Below are 15,582 nucleotides of genomic sequence, written 5' to 3'. Positions count from 1 at the left end.
ACCAAATAGAATTTACAAAATTCAAAATATTCTCTAAAAATTTATAAACATCTCCTATTTTTCGTCAATGAAATTTTTTAAATATTCCCATCGAATATCTAAATATTGGTGAGCTAGTATATTGTGCAATCTTGCAACTTCTGCGATAGATGTAGCGAGAGCAATATCTATTATATTGAATTCAGAAAGTTTTAATATCATTTCTCTGTAAGAGTCAGGTACTTGAACATCTGAGTTTGCAATAATAATTTTTAATATGTCGATTATAGCATTTGCAATATTTTCAATTATTCTTTCAACGTTTCGCCTTATAAACCTGTCTTTACTATATTCTTCAAAAGTTGAGTTTTTATACTGTTCCAAATCTTCAATTTCTAAGTAAATAAAGTTAACTCTTTTCAATATACTCAACTTATTTTGATGTTCAAGCACTTTTATTCCTTCTTTCCAGTCTTATCTTAAAAATTTCTAAAAGAGTTTCTCTAAAGTCTTCAGCTTTCTGAGAAATTTCTAAAAAATAATCAGTAAAGACATGCCAGTTCCAAAAGTCTAAAAAATTCAAATTAGCAAATTAACCACATACCACAGGGCAGGTACAAATATTGCAGGGAGAAGATTGCCAACTTTGATTTTAGATACTCCAAGCATATTAAGACCTATTGCAAATATCAAAACAGAACCTACCATTGACATCTGAAGCACAACAGTGTCTGTCAAAAGAGGTTTCAAAAGCCCGGCAAGAAGTGTGATTGACCCCTGGTATAAAAGCACAACAACGCTTGAAAACATAACGCCTATTCCAAGTGTTGCAGAAAATATCACAGAAGTAACACCATCTAAGATTGATTTTGCAAAGAGAATAGAAAAGTTGCGGTTCAGCCCGTCCTCAAGGCTACCTACAATTGCCATTGCACCAACACAGAACACAAGGCTTGCTGTGACAAACCCTTCTGTAAATGTACTGTTTTCTGATTTTATCACCTTTGATACTGCCTTTTTTATTCTCTCACCAAGTCTATCCAAAAAATCTTCAATCCTCAATATTTCACCAACAAGCCCGCCAATTACAAGCGAGAATATCATCAGCATTATGTACTGCCTGTCGATTCTGCCGCTATTTAAAACTTTGAATATGCCCTGAAGCACGCCCGATGTTCCAATGAAGATGACAGATAGCGATATTGCCTGCATAATTGTAGATTTGAACCTTTCTGGGATTCCAAACTTTAACACAAGCCCCAAAATCGAGCCTACAATTACAGCAGCAGTGTTTACAATAGTCCCAAGTCCAATCATTTTGTCAACTCCTTTATAAAAATTTTGCTAATGGTCGGGTAAATGTGCTATAATAGTTATGTAAAAATAACTATTTCATATTAATCATAAAGGTTTCAATAAAAGTCGATTATATTTTTATAATAATTTTTGAAACTTCTTTATGTTAAAATAACATTTTTTTTGGATATTATATTATTTTTCAATTGCAATTTCAAATTTTTTTAAAAAGGTGGTGCACAAGCTTGAATCTCTCTAAAAAAATTTTAGGTCAGATAGCTGAAAATATGTTATCTATATTTCCAATGATAACAAAAAATATTTTAAAAAAGGACGAATTTACTGAAAAGTATGGGCTTCCACCACGATTTATCCATATTTTGCATGTCATAGATAGTTTTGGACCAATGAGTATATCTGAGCTTGCAAGAAGGTTGAATATCTCTGCACCCAACATGACACCAGTTTTAGACAAACTTATTTCAGAGGGGTATATAGATAGGATAAAAGACGAATCAGACAGGAGAATTTCCATAATTAAAACGACAGAAAAAGGGAAATGGCTGCTTGAACTTCATATGCAATGGGTAAATCAAAACCTGGGAAAAAGTCTTGAAAAGCTTTCTGAGGATGAAGTTGAAGAACTCTGGTATTTGCTAAAAAGGCTGAAAAAGCTTGTGGTGAAAATGATAAGTACAGGTCAGCAAAAGGGGGATGAAGAAATTAATGTTTAAGCTTTTTAGATATTTAAGACCCTATACATGGGCAGTGGTATTAGCTCCGCTTTTTATGCTTTTAGAGGTTGTGATGGACCTCATGCAGCCAAGGTTTTTGGAGAGAATAATAGACGTTGGGCTCAAAAACGGGGATATGGCATATATTTTCAAAACCGGGCTTTTGATGATTTTGGCAGCGTTAATTGGGATGGTTGGCGGTGGCGGTTGCGTGGTTTTTTCGAGTATTGCAAGCCAAAACTTTGCATTTGATTTAAGAAATGATCTGTTCAAGAAGGTAATGGCATTTTCGTTCAAAAACATTGACAAGTTCAAGCCAGAGACTTTAATCACAAGGCTTACAAACGATGTCATGCAGATGCAAAATATTGTCATGATGTCTTTGAGAATTGTTGTAAGAGCTCCACTTCTTTTCATAGGTGGACTTGTGATGGCAGTTATGATAAATCCGAAGCTTTCTATCATTTTATTTATTGCAATTCCCTTTGTAATTTTAATATTTTACTTTATGGTCAAAAAGAGTTTTCCACTGTTTTCAACTCTTCAAAAGAAAATAGATAGGGTCAATGCAGTTATGCGTGAGAATTTACTGGGAGCTCGACTTGTAAAAGCATTTGTCAGGCATGAACATGAAAAGTCAAGGTTTTTAAAGGCAAATCAAGACCTTTTGGATGTATCACTCCAAGCCTTTGGACTGATTGTAATTACAATGCCACTTTTTATGCTTGTGATGAACATGAGCATGGTAGGGGTTGTATGGTTTGGGGCAGTTCAGATAAAAGCAGCCAATATGCAGGTTGGTGAGCTTATGGCATTTATAAACTACACATTGCAAATTCTATTTTCGTTGATGATGATAGGCAATATCTTTTTGTTCATTACAAGGGCAAGCGCCTCTGCTGAGAGAATAAATGAGGTTTTAAGTTGTGAGATTGACATCAAAAACAAAGATGGGGCGATTACAACTCCGATAAAAGAAGGAAAGGTGGAATTTAGAAATGTCACATTTTATTACAATGAAGAAGAAAAAAGCCCTGCTCTTGATGGGATCTCTTTTGTTGCACAGCCCGGTGAAGTTATTGGGATAATCGGTACCACAGGTTCAGGAAAATCAACTTTAGTAAGTCTTATCCCGAGACTTTACGATGCTACAGAAGGCGAGGTTTTGATTGACGGAATAAATGTTAAAGACTATGATGTGACCGTTTTAAGGAAAAGTATTAGCATGGTATTGCAGGATACTGTACTTTTCACAGGGACTATAAAAGATAACATTGCATGGGGAAATGAAGATGCATCAATGGAAGAGATAATTGAGGCAGCAAAAGTTGCCCAGGCTCATGACTTTATAATGAGTTTTGAAAAGGGCTATGACACAGAGGTATCTGAGCGAGGTGTGAATCTCTCCGGTGGACAAAAACAGAGAATCTCTATTGCAAGGGCTATCTTAAAAAAGCCAAAGATACTCATTTTAGACGACTGCACATCAGCTGTTGACATGGCGACAGAAAAAAGAATCCAAGCAGCCTTGAAAGAATATATCAAAGGTACCACTACATTTATAATTGCCCAGAGAATCTCTTCTATAAAACATGCAGACAAAATTTTGGTAATGGATGGTGGAAGAATTGTAGCACAGGGTACACATGAAGAACTTTTGAAAAGCTGCCCAATTTATCAGGAGATTTATCAGACTCAAATGGGAGAGGGGGAAGGACAAATTGCCTGAAGGAAGAAGAAAAGAGGTGCAAACACCGCAACCTGCCTTTGGACCTGGTCCTGGGCCAGGAAGAGGACCAGGGCACAGATTTTTTCATCCTTCTGCAAAACCAAAGGATTTGAAAAATACACTCAGAAGGTTATGGGGGTATTTTGGCAGGTATAAAATTGCACTTTTGGGTGTGTTTTTACTAATAACAATTAGCTCATTTATCTCAATAGTCTCGCCGCTTTTGATACAAAAAGCCATAGATAGGTATATAATCCCCAGAAAATTTACAGGGCTTGTAAATATAATCTTTGCAATGATTGTTTTGTATATTTTAAACTCACTCTTTGCATATTTTCAAGGCTATAGCATGATGAAAATTTCCCAGAAAGTTGTTTTCAATATGCGAAATGATATGTTTTCAAAGCTTCAAAAACTTCCTATAAAAATCTTTGACACACGCGCTCATGGCGATTTGATGAGCAGGCTTACAAACGATATAGACGTTGTCAACAACACCATCAATGCAAGTGTGACTTCTATTTTCTCAAGCGTAATTACACTTGTGGGCTCTGTCATTGTCATGTTGACAATAAGCCCCATTTTAACAGTTTGTACTCTGCTTATTGTGCCGCTTATGTTCATCTTGACAAACTGGATTGCTAAAAACACAAGAGAATACTTTTCACAAAACCAAAAACTACTTGGCAAACTCAATGGGGTTATTGAAGAGGACATCACAGGCCAAAAGGTCATAAAGGTGTTCACAAGAGAGGAAAAGGAGATAAAGAAGTTTGTTGATATAAACAGGCAGCTGACTTCGGTTGGAATAAAAGCTCAGATTTTATCTGGTGTAATTCCGCCGCTTATGAATATGCTCAACAACTTTGCTTTCATAATTGTTGCAGCAGTAGGAGGGTATTTAGCGCTAAAAGGATTGGTTTCAATTGGCAGCATCGCAAGTTTTATTCAGTATGCAAGACAGTTTGTACGTCCTTTAAACGAGCTTGCGAACCAGTTCAACCAGCTTCAATCTGCCTTTGCTGCAGCAGAAAGAGTATTTGAAATAATGGATGAGGAAGAAGAAAAAGAAGATGAAAAAGATGCAATTGAGCTTATAAATATCAAGGGTGAGGTTGAGTTTAGGAATGTGTGGTTTTCATACAAAGAAGGTGAGCCTGTTTTAAAAGATGTAAGCTTTCATGCAAAACCGGGGCAGATGATAGCCTTGGTAGGTCCAACTGGTGCTGGCAAAACTACAATTGTCAATTTACTTACACGGTTTTATGACATTGACGAAGGTGAGATTCTCATTGATGGAATTGATATAAGAAAGATAAAAAGAGAGTCTTTGAGAAAAAGCCTCGGGATTGTACTTCAGGACACATATCTTTTCTCTGAACCTGTGATAGAAAATATCCGTTATGGAAGGCTCACAGCAAAAGATGATGAGGTTATAAAAGCAGCTAAAATTGCAAATGCCCATGAGTTTATAAGACACCTGCCACACGGCTACAAAACAGTGCTGACAGATGGAGGAGCAGACCTAAGCCAAGGTCAAAGACAGCTTTTGGCTTTAGCCCGGACAATCTTATCTGACCCTGCAATACTCATCTTAGATGAGGCGACAAGCAATATCGACACAAGGACAGAAAAGCATGTAGAAGAGGCAATGCTAAAGCTCATGCAAGGTCGAACAAGCTTTGTCATCGCTCACAGACTCTCTACTATCAGAAATGCTGATTTGATTTTGGTTATAAACAATGGTCAAGTTGTTGAACAGGGAACGCATGAAGAGCTTTTGCAAAAGAGAGGATTTTATTATAACCTTTATATGAGTCAATTTGCAGTGGTGTAGAGTTTTTAGTTTGAAAATAAAGCTTGAAGCCAAAAACTTTTAAAGATTACTGAACAAGTTGACTTATGGCTTTTTCTTTCTAAAAGCAAAAACCATATATTTTAACTATTTGCAGGTTTGGCTTTTTAAACTCAAGAAAATTAGAGAAATTTTAAGCTATTTAAGAAAAAATGTATCTTCAGTTCAAAATTTGACTAAAAATAGACAAAAACGGCATTGACAGAGTGAAAATATATAAGATAAAATTTGCATAGAAGTTTTAAGAAAAAGTTTACAGAAAAAATGGTTTGAAAGTAAAATGCTCCAAATAAAGAAAGTAAAGAGACTGAGATACTAAAATATTAAGTGGATGGAAAAATATGGAGAAGATACTATTGTTTATCTGTAATAGTTCTACATTTATATTACTAATGAATATTAGTTTATTTTAGAACTATACTTGTCGTAAATATTATACTTACTGGATCCACAATAGTCTCAATTATAATAGCTTTAACATCTATTCTTACAGCTGGGGTTAGTGCTGTTATCTTGGCAGGTGGCTGGACAGCTTTTATTAACCTAGTTAAAAGTAAGGTCGCACAACTTGGGTTGAGGGGAGCTATATTATGGTAAAGTTTTAGTGATTAATTTTTTCAAACTCTTTTGCAAGGGGTCAGCTTAAATCATAAAGACGACCCCTTGCATTAATAATTTTATCACAAAATTAAATTTTTTAATTAAAGATTTTTTAAGAGCTCGAAATTGATAAGAAGGGGTTAAAGTGGCAAGGTTTTTGAAAATATATTTTTTGCTTATCCAAGAAGAATTATCGAAAAAATATAAAAGAATTGCTAAAATTTTTAATTTAAAAAGGTGGGAGATTATTTATATTCTGTTAAAAATATTAAGCCTTGTCTTTTTCTATTACGTAGTAAGTATGATGTTAAAGATTTCGAATAATTATAACAAAAATATGGAATGTTTAATCTTTTTATTAGTTTATTTATTGATAAACTTAAATTTGTTTTATAACGTTAGCATAAGTAGGTTACAACAGAAATCAGAATTTGAGTTATTATGCATATATTTACCAAACAAGGAAATAGCATTTAAGGTGTTTTTTCTGTATCCCTACTTTTCGAGACAAATTGAAATTGTTTTAATGAAGTTTCTCATAATAATTTTAACATTATTACATAATATGACTTGGCTTTTAGTGTTTTATGTATTTATTGAAGTACTTTTTTTGTTAATTTACTGTTTAAAATATATTTTAAACAGTAATACTACATATAGAATTTATTTTTCATTTCTTTTTTTGAGAAGTTGCGCAACGTTAATTGTATTTTTTATGGCTAAATTTGGAATTCAATTTATCTATGATTTACGTGCAGTTATAAATAAATATAAGGCTTTAAAAGTGCCTTTAGAAAAAATATTAATTAACCTCGATAATATTATGAATAATCATTTTAACAAAAAGTATTATTACTATGTTCATAAAGTAGAAGATTTGTCTAATATAGTTAATAATATGTCAAAAAATTATAAGACATACATAGTAGCTGTAATAATAGAAATTATTATTTGCTTTATAATATTTTATATGTTAAGAAAGAACTTTGGCAAATCTAAAAGGCTTTTCCATTATAAAAAAGGAAGAAGCATTAATGGTATAGTAAAAAGCATATTTTGTTACTTATTTTGTAGATATGCTAAACCAAAAATAAATAACAATTCATTAAAAGCTGGATTTTATAAGGATATATGCTTGTTTATAAATTATCTCAAAAATTTAGAGCCAAATAAAATTATAGAATGTCTTTTCCCATACGAATTATTCTTTGCAACAGGTGTGAGTATAGCAGTAGCAGGAACAATTCAGAGTTTTTATGTTTCCATAATTATTCATTTTATATGTATTTATCTTATTATGTATGGATATATTGGAACATGCAATTTCATGATTGAAGACTTATTTAAATTTAATTATGACAAAAAAGTAAGTTTAGCAATATACTGTAGCGAAGATTTTAGATTTTGGGATGGACTAATGATACCGAAGATTAAAGTTCTAATTGTTTTTTCTGCTTTACCGATACTGATTGGTTCGTTATTAATAACACTAATATTTTTGTATAGTTTGAAATTAAAGGCAGTTTTTCTTTTGTTCAATATTTTAATAATTTTGTTTGCAATGAAGCATGCGATAGTTCAATTAATAAAACCTTATTACTTATATTTCACAAAAAACATACAACATTTACTCATATATGGTGAGACAGAAAATAATGGGTTTATTATGGCTACGCTTAAAGCTCCAATTACAATTGTAAGATACTATTTATTATTTATACCAAATTGCTTATTGGTGGTTAACTCAATATTTTCTTTACTTAAAGGTATTGAATGGTTGTATTGTTATATAGCTGTTTGTTTTTGTTATGTTTCAAGTCTATGTATAGGGGTTGGGAAGGTTGATAATTATGCAAAAAAAAGAAAAATTAAGGATAGTTATAATAAAGACTATTAAAGAGATTAAACCCTTATTTTTAATTGCACTTATGTTTTATGGACTTTCTTTAAGTGTAGGGATTCTTATAGGCTATAATAAAGATATTAAAATAAATTTAACTAAATTGCTGTTTTTAGATATATTTGAAAATAATATATTAACTTGCTCAAAGGCTTTACTTTTTGGTATTATATCATTTGGGATAGGGACAATGTTTTACGTTATATATAATGGAATTACTTTGGGCTATATTCTTGCAAGTGTTTATAATAGTTATGGGTGGCTACCAATTATTAGATACATATTGCCACATGCTATATTTGAGATTACCGGGTTTTTACTTTTTTCGTCGTTAGGTTATTATCCTTTGAAAGTTGTTTATGTAATTTCAAAAAATTCAATGAATCAACAAAGACACTCATACATATATTTAAGAGGAGTTCTTTTTTTAATTTTTTTAGCAACTGTTCTTGTAGCTTGTGCAGCAATTATCGAATCTCTTGTATCTTATTACGCATGAAAAATTATTAACTTACACGTTATTGAGGTGAAATAAAATGGCTTATCTACAAATAGAAAATCTCGGATACAGCTATGATGGGAAGAAGTATATATTAAGAGATTTAAATTTGTCTATTAATAAGAATGAGGTAGTAAAAATTATAGGACCGAATGGAAGTGGGAAGACTACATTTCTTAAAATTTTAATGGGAATAATTGATGATGAAAATCTGGTTTACGCAGCCTATTTGAATGGTAAACAAGTAAAATTTTCTGATATAAAATTTAAATTTTCATATGTTCCTGACAGAATATATTTACTTGAAAATCTTTCTGGCTTTAAAAATATAAAGTTTTTTTCATATATTTTTAATGAAAACGAGTACACTAAAAAAGTGTATGAATTTTGCAATTTATTAAATATAGATATGTATCTAAAACAACCTATTTCAGAATATTCAGCAGGAATGAGACAAAAATTGTTTATAGCTATGATGCTGGCTAAAAATGCCGAGTTGTATCTTATGGATGAACCATTTAATAGTTTAGATAAAGAAAGTAAAGTAGCTTTGGCAAATATTATTTTTGAAATGAAAAAACAGGATAAATCATTTTTAATTGTTTCGCATTCAGATAATGATAAGTTAATGTATGATAAAATTATTGACTTTGGTTTTTTACAAAAGGCTAATTAATTGTGTCAGGGAGGGTTTAAAATGAGTAACAAAAAAATATGGTTATATATTATTGGGGTTATCTTAATTATATTGAGTGCTGTTATTGCAAAGGTATTTTTTAATGTTAAGAGTATTAAAGCAGCAATAATAATTTTTATTTTATTATTTGTTTGGCATGGGTGGTTTCAAGCAGAATTATTAAAAATGGGAAGAAAAACAAAAAAATAATAGAAACAGCAATTTGTGTTCATAATATTTTTTGTAATAAATTTTGTTTTAGCTTTTTGTTCACATTAATGGTTATCAAAAGCAAAAAGAGTGAGTAAAATTGCAATTGTAATACCAATATTTTTAGTATGTATAACATTGACATCACTTTTTATGCAAAGTGTTGGTATATATGGACTAAATGGATTGGTGATAATTATGGTGCTTTTGTTTAAAAGGTTTAGCATAATTTAACTTCCTAAGCGCAATTTTAATTAAATCCTTGTGATTTGTAGAACAAGAAATAAAATATTTTAACAAAATTAAAGGTTCATAAAATATTGTTGTTTTAAACTGGAAAATGAATTATAATATAAAAGGTGGTTGATATTTTAATAATCATAGTAAATAGAAGTAACTGTGCAAATTTTGATTAAATTAAAAAGGAGGAGTTTAAGGTATGGAATACTTGAAGCCATCAAATCTTCTGAATCTTGTTATTTCACCAACAAAAGTATTTCAGAAAGTCAAAGAAAAGCCAGACTTTGTGATTTTAATATTTTTTATACCGATAGTAGCAGCACTTACTACGTTTTTTTTGCCTAAAATCTCAGATGAAGCTATGTTAGAGTATGTAAAAAGATTCACTGAAGATCCGCAAGTACAAGAAGCTACTTTAAAAACCTTAAAATTTACAAAATCACCTATTTATTTAGCAGGAACAACATTTTTACATACCATTATTTCATTTTTTATTGCTTCCTTTGTCTTGCTCATAATTGTAAGGCTTGCAGGTGGTGAGATTGATTACAAAAGAGCACTTACAATTGTAGCAGTTGCAAATCTTGTGATGATTCCATATTACATCTTCTATGTGATATATGCCAGGGTCGTAAATTTGAACATTTTGGACATTCAAATGGATTTTAAGTATTTTATAAGAACATACCTGCATGTGTTTGCTATCTGGCGGTATGTATTGATTGGCGTTGGAGTGTTTGCTGCCTGTGAACTTAACAAAGCAAAAAGTATTATTGTCAGTATTGTCTATAGTGCAGTCACACTCATAATGCCCATTGTTTCAATGTTTACGCAAAACTTTATGAAGTTTGGTGGCAGATAAAAAAGGAGAGTATTCTCACATGCAAAACACTGCAAAAGGTCTAAAAAACTGGCAAAAAGCTGTAATTATTGTGTTACTTATATTAGTGGGATTTATTTTAACACTTGTTTTAACTATGCCATCTGGGAGCAAAAAGGATGCTTCATCTAAGCCTAGGACTGCAAAGGTACAAAAGATTTCTTTAAAGCAAACACTTTTGGTATCTGGCATTGTGCAAAGCAGCAACACAAGAAATGTCATCTCGAAGGTAAATGGAGCTATAGAAAAAATTTTTGTCAAAAACGGGCAGTATGTCAAAAAAGGAGATTTAATCGCTAAGATAGATGACAGCCAGGCAGTTTTTAAGATAGAGTCTTTGAAAAGACAGCTTCTTGATCTTGAACTTCAAAGAGAAAGTTTTCAAAGACAGCTTCAAAACTTTACTTTAAAATCTCCCCAGGACGGGTTTGTGCAAAACCTTGCGGCAGATGAAGGTTTGCTTGTCAGTCAAGGAATGCAGATAATGACTATTGTTGATGACTCGAGGATGAAGCTGAGTGTGCAGCTTCCTGCCTGGTGCTATGGAAAGGTAAAACAGGGACAGAAGGCAGAGGTTGTGGTATCTGATCTTATGGACAGGGTCGACGGTGTTGTTGAAGGCTTGGGAAGCAGGATATACAAAAATCAGGATGGTGTGATGGTGTTTGATGCAAAGGTGGTAGTTTCAAACAAAAACGGTAGCTTGACTGAGGGTATGAGGGCAAGTGTAAGTTTAAAGCTTTCAAACGGTGAAAAAGTGACATCGCTTAGCGAAGGTATTTTAGAGGTATTTTCAAAAAAGAGCATTGTAAGCCCTGTTTCTGGCAGAATAGAAAAGGTTTTTGTTAAAAATGGGCAGAAGGTAAAAACAGGTAGCTTGCTTTTGAAGTTTTCAACCGACGAGGTTGAGATGCAAATAAAACAGCTTGATTTGAAGATAGAGGATATAAAATCCCAAATAAAAGCAGCCGAAGATGATTTGAAAAACTATGAGGTTTTAGCTCCAATTGACGGCAAAATAGCTGATTTGAATCTCCAGGATGGTGATGTGGTGACTGTTGGGCAGATGATATGTTCAGTGTATGACCCGAAACACCTTGTGATAAGTGCTCAGGTGGAAGAGCTTGACATTTTGAAAATAAAGCCAGGGCAGAAAGTTAACATAAAGCTTGATGCGGTAGGAAGTACAAGAAATAGGCCTTTAGAAGGGTATGTTGCAGAGATTTCTGAAAAGGCACAATCGGATAGCAATGGTAGCGTCTCAAAGTTTGTTGTTAAGATAGAATTTGAAAATAACAGTAATATAAAAATTGGGATGCACGCAGAAGCAGAGATTATCTTAAAGTCCAAGGAAAATGCGCTGGTTGTACCAGTTGAAGCAGTTCACAAAGAAGATGGAAAATATTATGTGTATGTTTACACACAACAAAAGGCTAAAACTTCTGAGAAAAACAAAGAACAAAAAACCAGCCAGAAAACAGACGAATACGGACTTGACAACTCTTACTATAAAGATGCAGAAAAAAGGCAGGTCAAACTTGGCATGACAACCGAAAAATACGTTGAAATCTTGGAAGGGCTCATCGAGGGCGAAGAAGTGGTGCTTCCAAAGTTTGATACTGAAAAACAGGGTCAAAGTCTTTTCTACTAAAAGGGGAAGATGTTGTGCGATGGAGAAGTTTTTGCTTTCTTGCAAGATGGCAATCCAGAGCATTTTTCTCAACAGGCTAAGGTCATTTCTAACGCTTCTTGGTGTTGTCATAGGCGTTGGAGCGGTGGTTGCAGCTGTGGGGCTTGCTGAGGGCACCACAGCTGGTATTACAAAAGAGATAGAAAAGCTTGGTACAAACCTTGTGTATGTTTTTATAAATCCAGCTTCAAAGAACGAAGATATTTCAGTTGATCAATTTTTAGAGTTTGCAAGGAAAAATAACGATGTTATCCTGGGTGTGAGCCCATTTGTCCAATATCCTGCCCAAGCACTTTTCAGAGGTAAAAAAGAGGAGTGCCAGATTATTGGTGCAACAGCCGAGTATATGATGATACAAAACCTTGCACTTTCAAAAGGAAGGTTTATAAGTCCTGTAGACAGTGATTTTAGGCAAAAAGTGGCGGTGATAGGGTCAAGGATACAAAAAAAGCTGTTTGATGGTCAAAATCCAGTGGGGCAAGAGATAAACGTAAATGGTCAGGTTTTCAAGGTGGTTGGAGTTTTGAAAGAAAAGCAAGGCGGAAGAGACAACACTGTTGACGACAGTATCATAGTGCCCTTATTTGCCTTAAATAGCCTCTCGACAGACGACTATGCGCTTGTGAAAAATTTTTTGGTACGTACAGTTTCTGCTGATAAGAACAATGAGGTTAAAAAGAGAATAAAAGCATATTTGAGCAGTATCGTAAAAAAAGAAGAAAACTATACAGTTTATGATATGTCTGAACTTATGTCAGCTCTAAATCAAATAACATATCTTCTGATGATAATACTTGGTGGCATTGCTACAATCTCTCTTGTGGTTGGCGGCATTGGAATTATGAACATAATGCTTGTGTCTGTCACAGAAAGAACAAGAGAAATTGGGATTCGAAAAGCAATTGGAGCAAAGAGAAGGGATATTAGAGTACAGTTTCTCATAGAGTCGATGGTTATAACAGGTGTTGGTGGTATAATTGGTATATTGCTTGGGTTTTTTGTAATTGCCGTGGGGATTTCAAGGATTCCTGGAGTTGAGCCTGTGTATTCGCTAAAGTGGGCTTTTCTGGCTTTTGGAATTTCAGTTTTGATAGGAGTTATTTTTGGAATGCTTCCAGCAGAGAAGGCAGCACGCTTAAATCCTATAGAGGCGCTAAGGTACGAATAAAAAATAATGGGCAAGGCAGCAAACCCTTAAGACTTTAGTTCAAAAGAAGCCTTAACTATCCAAATAAACGGATAGTAGCTCAGGCTTTGCCACCTTGCCTCTTTATTTTTACATATTCTCCTCCTGGGTCTGCAAAATAAGCTCATGTATATAATTTTCAAGATGCTTTGGAAGCCCAAGTATTTTTACATCCATAAACCCCTGGGTTATAAGAGATATTGCCTCGTCTTTTGAAAGCCCTCTTGCCATCAGATATTCTACTTCTTCTTCGGCAATAGGACCTATTGCAGCCTCATGTGAAAGATGGCTCTGTGGCGCACCGTCTGACAATAGCTCTGGCACAGCATACATAACACCTTCTTCAGAGAACAAAATTCCGCGACAGTCTAAATGCGCACGAGATTGATTGTGCCTTGCTTCTAACACTCCACGCGAGTAAATCTTTGCCCTGTCTTTTACAATAGCCCTTGATATTGCCTGGCCACTTGAATTTTCACCTTCTAAGATGATATGAGAGCCCATGTCAATCTCAGAGTCTTTTAGCCCATACAAGATTGAGTTAAATGACGCAACAGAGTTTTTGCCCTTCAAGATTGCAATTGGGAATGACTGAATTGACTTTACAGGCTTTAAAAGCACGTAGTTTGAAACAAAAACTGCATCGTCTTCTACAATTGTAACACCCCTTGGTCTTACATAAAAATCCTCTGCCCAGTTGTGAATCATTGTAAATGTGAGTTTGCTTCCTTTTTCAAGATAGAACTCAGAAATACCAATGTGAAGACCTTCTTTTACTTTTGGTGCTGTTGCACACCCGTTGATTATCTGAACCTCTGCTCCTTCTTCAACAATTACTATATTGTGTACATTTTGGATTCTCGCATTTTCTTGCAATAAAAGACATGCCTGAACAGGCTTTTCCACCTTTTGGCCTTTGAAAACTCTAATAAAGTATCCATGTGCAGGGTGCATAGCAGAAAATGCTGTATATTTGTCCCTGTCAGGTTTTACTGCCTTCCAAAAATACTTTTCTCGAACTTCTGGGTATTTTTCAAGTGCCTCATTTATATCCAGAATTTCAAGCTGGCCACTGTAGCGCTGTGCAAGTCTTTTGTAGACAACAGAGTGGTCAACCTGGAGAAAACTTCCCACGCGCCCTTCTTCTTTGACCTCAATTCCGGCATTTAAGATTGTCTTTTGTATTTCTTCAGGAAGTTTTGAAAGCTCATCTATCTCTTCCTTTTCATCAGCCTCTTCAAACTGGCTCAAGTCTATATCAGTGCCAAATGCAGCCTTTTTATTCTCTGCACTTTTTGCTAAAGCCAAAATATTTTCATCTATATAATGTCTTGTAGACATCCTTCGCACCTCCCAAAACCGTTTTGCCTAATCTCTTCAAACAAATCTTTTGCTGGGCCAGAGCACACAAGCTTTCCATCAATCAGAATATGGCCTTTGTCTGCGTTTACATACTCTAAAATGTAACCTGTGTGTGTAACAATTAAGCCAGAGGTCTGTCTTTTTCTCACCTTTTCGCCTTTTAGAAGTTTTTTGATCATATTTCCTAAAAGAGTGATGTTGTCAAGGTCAACACCAGATTCTGGCTCATCAAGAAGCACCAAGCTTGGTCGCTGGCAGATTAGCTGTAAAAGCTCAGACCTTTTAATCTCTCCACCAGAAAAACCCAAGTTTACTTCTCTTGATAAATGTTCTTCTAAATTTAAAATTCTTGCATACTCATGCACATCTACATCAGTGTTTCTCAAAGACTTTATTATCTCAGAAAGTTTTTTTAGCTCAACTCCTCTTATAGCAGGTGGTTTTTGGAACATCATTCCAATCCCAAGCTTTGCCCTCTCATGTGTTGGCATGTATGTGATGTCAATGCCATTGAAGATAATCTTGCCAGATAGGATTTTATATTTAGGAAGCCCCATTATACTCATCATCAAAGTTGTTTTTCCACTTCCGTTCGGACCAAACAGAATGTGAGTCTCACCATCCGGGATTGTGAGAGAAACGCCTTTTAAAATCTCTTTCGACCCAACCTCAACATGAAGATCAACAATCTCAAGCATCTTTTGCCATCTCCTTGCCTATTAATTTGTGTTTTAGCCCTTATACTC

Annotated in this window: 16 protein-coding genes; 11 read left to right on the top strand and 5 right to left on the bottom strand. The window is 34.1% G+C overall.

Annotated features, from left to right (window positions below):
* Positions 1 to 54: 54 nt before the first annotated feature.
* Both hepT and ELD05_RS12425 read right to left on the bottom strand, forming a co-directional pair.
* Positions 55 to 432, bottom strand: a complete 378-nt coding sequence (gene hepT / locus ELD05_RS12435) for a type VII toxin-antitoxin system HepT family RNase toxin (protein ID WP_127352678.1) — start codon at positions 430 to 432, stop codon at positions 55 to 57.
* Between the two features lie 126 nt (positions 433 to 558).
* Positions 559 to 1,296: a DUF554 domain-containing protein gene (locus ELD05_RS12425; RefSeq protein WP_127352677.1), complete on the bottom strand. Its 738-nt coding sequence runs from the start codon at positions 1,294 to 1,296 to the stop codon at positions 559 to 561.
* Between the two features lie 284 nt (positions 1,297 to 1,580).
* Here ELD05_RS12425 and ELD05_RS12420 point away from each other — a divergent pair, with 284 nt between their 5' ends.
* The 8 genes from ELD05_RS12420 to ELD05_RS12385 all read left to right on the top strand — a co-directional run bounded on the left by ELD05_RS12420 (position 1,581) and on the right by ELD05_RS12385 (position 9,478).
* On the top strand, positions 1,581 to 2,009 hold the full coding sequence (locus ELD05_RS12420) for a MarR family winged helix-turn-helix transcriptional regulator (RefSeq protein WP_408609362.1): 429 nt from the start codon (positions 1,581 to 1,583) through the stop codon (positions 2,007 to 2,009).
* Positions 2,002 to 3,738 (top strand): ABC transporter ATP-binding protein, encoded by a 1,737-nt coding sequence (locus ELD05_RS12415; RefSeq protein ID WP_127352675.1) that lies wholly within the window; start codon positions 2,002 to 2,004, stop codon positions 3,736 to 3,738. The genes ELD05_RS12420 and ELD05_RS12415 overlap by 8 nt, the downstream gene beginning before the upstream one ends.
* A complete protein-coding gene (locus tag ELD05_RS12410) occupies positions 3,731 to 5,575 on the top strand; it encodes an ABC transporter ATP-binding protein (RefSeq protein WP_127352674.1) in 1,845 nt (614 codons plus the stop codon). The genes ELD05_RS12415 and ELD05_RS12410 overlap by 8 nt, the downstream gene beginning before the upstream one ends.
* 414 nt (positions 5,576 to 5,989) lie before the next feature.
* Entirely contained in the window at positions 5,990 to 6,190 is a 201-nt protein-coding gene (locus ELD05_RS14625; RefSeq protein ID WP_127352988.1) for an uberolysin/carnocyclin family circular bacteriocin, read from the top strand.
* Positions 6,191 to 6,908: 718 nt separating this feature from the next.
* Positions 6,909 to 8,090 carry a hypothetical protein gene (locus tag ELD05_RS12400; RefSeq protein ID WP_241243503.1) on the top strand — a complete coding sequence of 394 codons (1,182 nt, stop codon included), beginning with the start codon at positions 6,909 to 6,911 and terminating at the stop codon, positions 8,088 to 8,090.
* A complete protein-coding gene (locus ELD05_RS12395; protein WP_127352672.1) occupies positions 8,044 to 8,592 on the top strand; it encodes a stage II sporulation protein M in 549 nt (182 codons plus the stop codon). The genes ELD05_RS12400 and ELD05_RS12395 overlap by 47 nt, the downstream gene beginning before the upstream one ends.
* A 37-nt stretch (positions 8,593 to 8,629) precedes the next feature.
* The gene (locus ELD05_RS12390; RefSeq protein WP_127352671.1) at positions 8,630 to 9,268 is read left to right on the top strand and encodes an ATP-binding cassette domain-containing protein; all 639 of its coding nucleotides are present in this window, start codon (positions 8,630 to 8,632) and stop codon (positions 9,266 to 9,268) included.
* Positions 9,269 to 9,289: 21 nt separating this feature from the next.
* Positions 9,290 to 9,478, top strand: coding sequence for a hypothetical protein (locus tag ELD05_RS12385; protein WP_015908925.1), 189 nt, complete (start codon positions 9,290 to 9,292; stop codon positions 9,476 to 9,478).
* 65 nt (positions 9,479 to 9,543) lie between these two features.
* Here the strand turns inward: ELD05_RS12385 and ELD05_RS14060 are convergent, their stop codons facing one another.
* On the bottom strand, positions 9,544 to 9,705 hold the full coding sequence (locus tag ELD05_RS14060) for a hypothetical protein (protein ID WP_164742610.1): 162 nt from the start codon (positions 9,703 to 9,705) through the stop codon (positions 9,544 to 9,546).
* Positions 9,706 to 9,917: 212 nt separating this feature from the next.
* Between ELD05_RS14060 and ELD05_RS12380 the strand changes: the two genes are divergently transcribed.
* The 3 genes from ELD05_RS12380 to ELD05_RS12370 are packed head-to-tail and all read left to right on the top strand — an operon-like array spanning position 9,918 to position 13,456.
* Positions 9,918 to 10,580: a Yip1 family protein gene (locus ELD05_RS12380; protein ID WP_127352670.1), complete on the top strand. Its 663-nt coding sequence runs from the start codon at positions 9,918 to 9,920 to the stop codon at positions 10,578 to 10,580.
* A 19-nt stretch (positions 10,581 to 10,599) separates the two neighbouring features.
* On the top strand, positions 10,600 to 12,249 hold the full coding sequence (locus ELD05_RS12375) for an HlyD family efflux transporter periplasmic adaptor subunit (protein ID WP_127352669.1): 1,650 nt from the start codon (positions 10,600 to 10,602) through the stop codon (positions 12,247 to 12,249).
* Positions 12,250 to 12,268: 19 nt separating this feature from the next.
* Entirely contained in the window at positions 12,269 to 13,456 is a 1,188-nt protein-coding gene (locus ELD05_RS12370; protein ID WP_127352668.1) for an ABC transporter permease, read from the top strand.
* A 108-nt stretch (positions 13,457 to 13,564) separates the two neighbouring features.
* Here the strand turns inward: ELD05_RS12370 and ELD05_RS12365 are convergent, their stop codons facing one another.
* Both ELD05_RS12365 and ELD05_RS12360 read right to left on the bottom strand, forming a co-directional pair.
* Positions 13,565 to 14,815 (bottom strand): SufB/SufD family protein, encoded by a 1,251-nt coding sequence (locus ELD05_RS12365; RefSeq protein ID WP_127352667.1) that lies wholly within the window; start codon positions 14,813 to 14,815, stop codon positions 13,565 to 13,567.
* Positions 14,794 to 15,534, bottom strand: a complete 741-nt coding sequence (locus ELD05_RS12360) for an ABC transporter ATP-binding protein (RefSeq protein WP_127352666.1) — start codon at positions 15,532 to 15,534, stop codon at positions 14,794 to 14,796. Before ELD05_RS12360 ends, ELD05_RS12365 begins: the two co-directional genes overlap by 22 nt.
* Positions 15,535 to 15,582: the final 48 nt, after the last annotated feature.

Source organism: Caldicellulosiruptor changbaiensis (assembly GCF_003999255.1).
Classification (GTDB): Bacteria; Bacillota; Thermoanaerobacteria; order Caldicellulosiruptorales; family Caldicellulosiruptoraceae; genus Caldicellulosiruptor; species Caldicellulosiruptor changbaiensis.
The sequence above is the reverse complement of the archived record's forward strand: the minus strand, read 5'-3'. Positions and strand labels throughout refer to the sequence as shown.

Coding starts and splice junctions, on each gene's coding strand:
- ELD05_RS12425 (WP_127352677.1), bottom strand. CDS start 1,296: ATGATTGGACTTGGGACTATTGTAAACACTGCTGCTGTAATTGTAGGC.
- ELD05_RS12420 (WP_408609362.1), top strand. CDS start 1,581: ATGATAACAAAAAATATTTTAAAAAAGGACGAATTTACTGAAAAGTAT.
- ELD05_RS12415 (WP_127352675.1), top strand. CDS start 2,002: ATGTTTAAGCTTTTTAGATATTTAAGACCCTATACATGGGCAGTGGTA.
- ELD05_RS12400 (WP_241243503.1), top strand. CDS start 6,909: ATGGCTAAATTTGGAATTCAATTTATCTATGATTTACGTGCAGTTATA.
- ELD05_RS12395 (WP_127352672.1), top strand. CDS start 8,044: ATGCAAAAAAAAGAAAAATTAAGGATAGTTATAATAAAGACTATTAAA.
- ELD05_RS12390 (WP_127352671.1), top strand. CDS start 8,630: ATGGCTTATCTACAAATAGAAAATCTCGGATACAGCTATGATGGGAAG.
- ELD05_RS12385 (WP_015908925.1), top strand. CDS start 9,290: ATGAGTAACAAAAAAATATGGTTATATATTATTGGGGTTATCTTAATT.
- ELD05_RS14060 (WP_164742610.1), bottom strand. CDS start 9,705: ATGCTAAACCTTTTAAACAAAAGCACCATAATTATCACCAATCCATTT.
- ELD05_RS12380 (WP_127352670.1), top strand. CDS start 9,918: ATGGAATACTTGAAGCCATCAAATCTTCTGAATCTTGTTATTTCACCA.
- ELD05_RS12375 (WP_127352669.1), top strand. CDS start 10,600: ATGCAAAACACTGCAAAAGGTCTAAAAAACTGGCAAAAAGCTGTAATT.
- ELD05_RS12370 (WP_127352668.1), top strand. CDS start 12,269: ATGGAGAAGTTTTTGCTTTCTTGCAAGATGGCAATCCAGAGCATTTTT.
- ELD05_RS12365 (WP_127352667.1), bottom strand. CDS start 14,815: ATGTCTACAAGACATTATATAGATGAAAATATTTTGGCTTTAGCAAAA.
- ELD05_RS12360 (WP_127352666.1), bottom strand. CDS start 15,534: ATGCTTGAGATTGTTGATCTTCATGTTGAGGTTGGGTCGAAAGAGATT.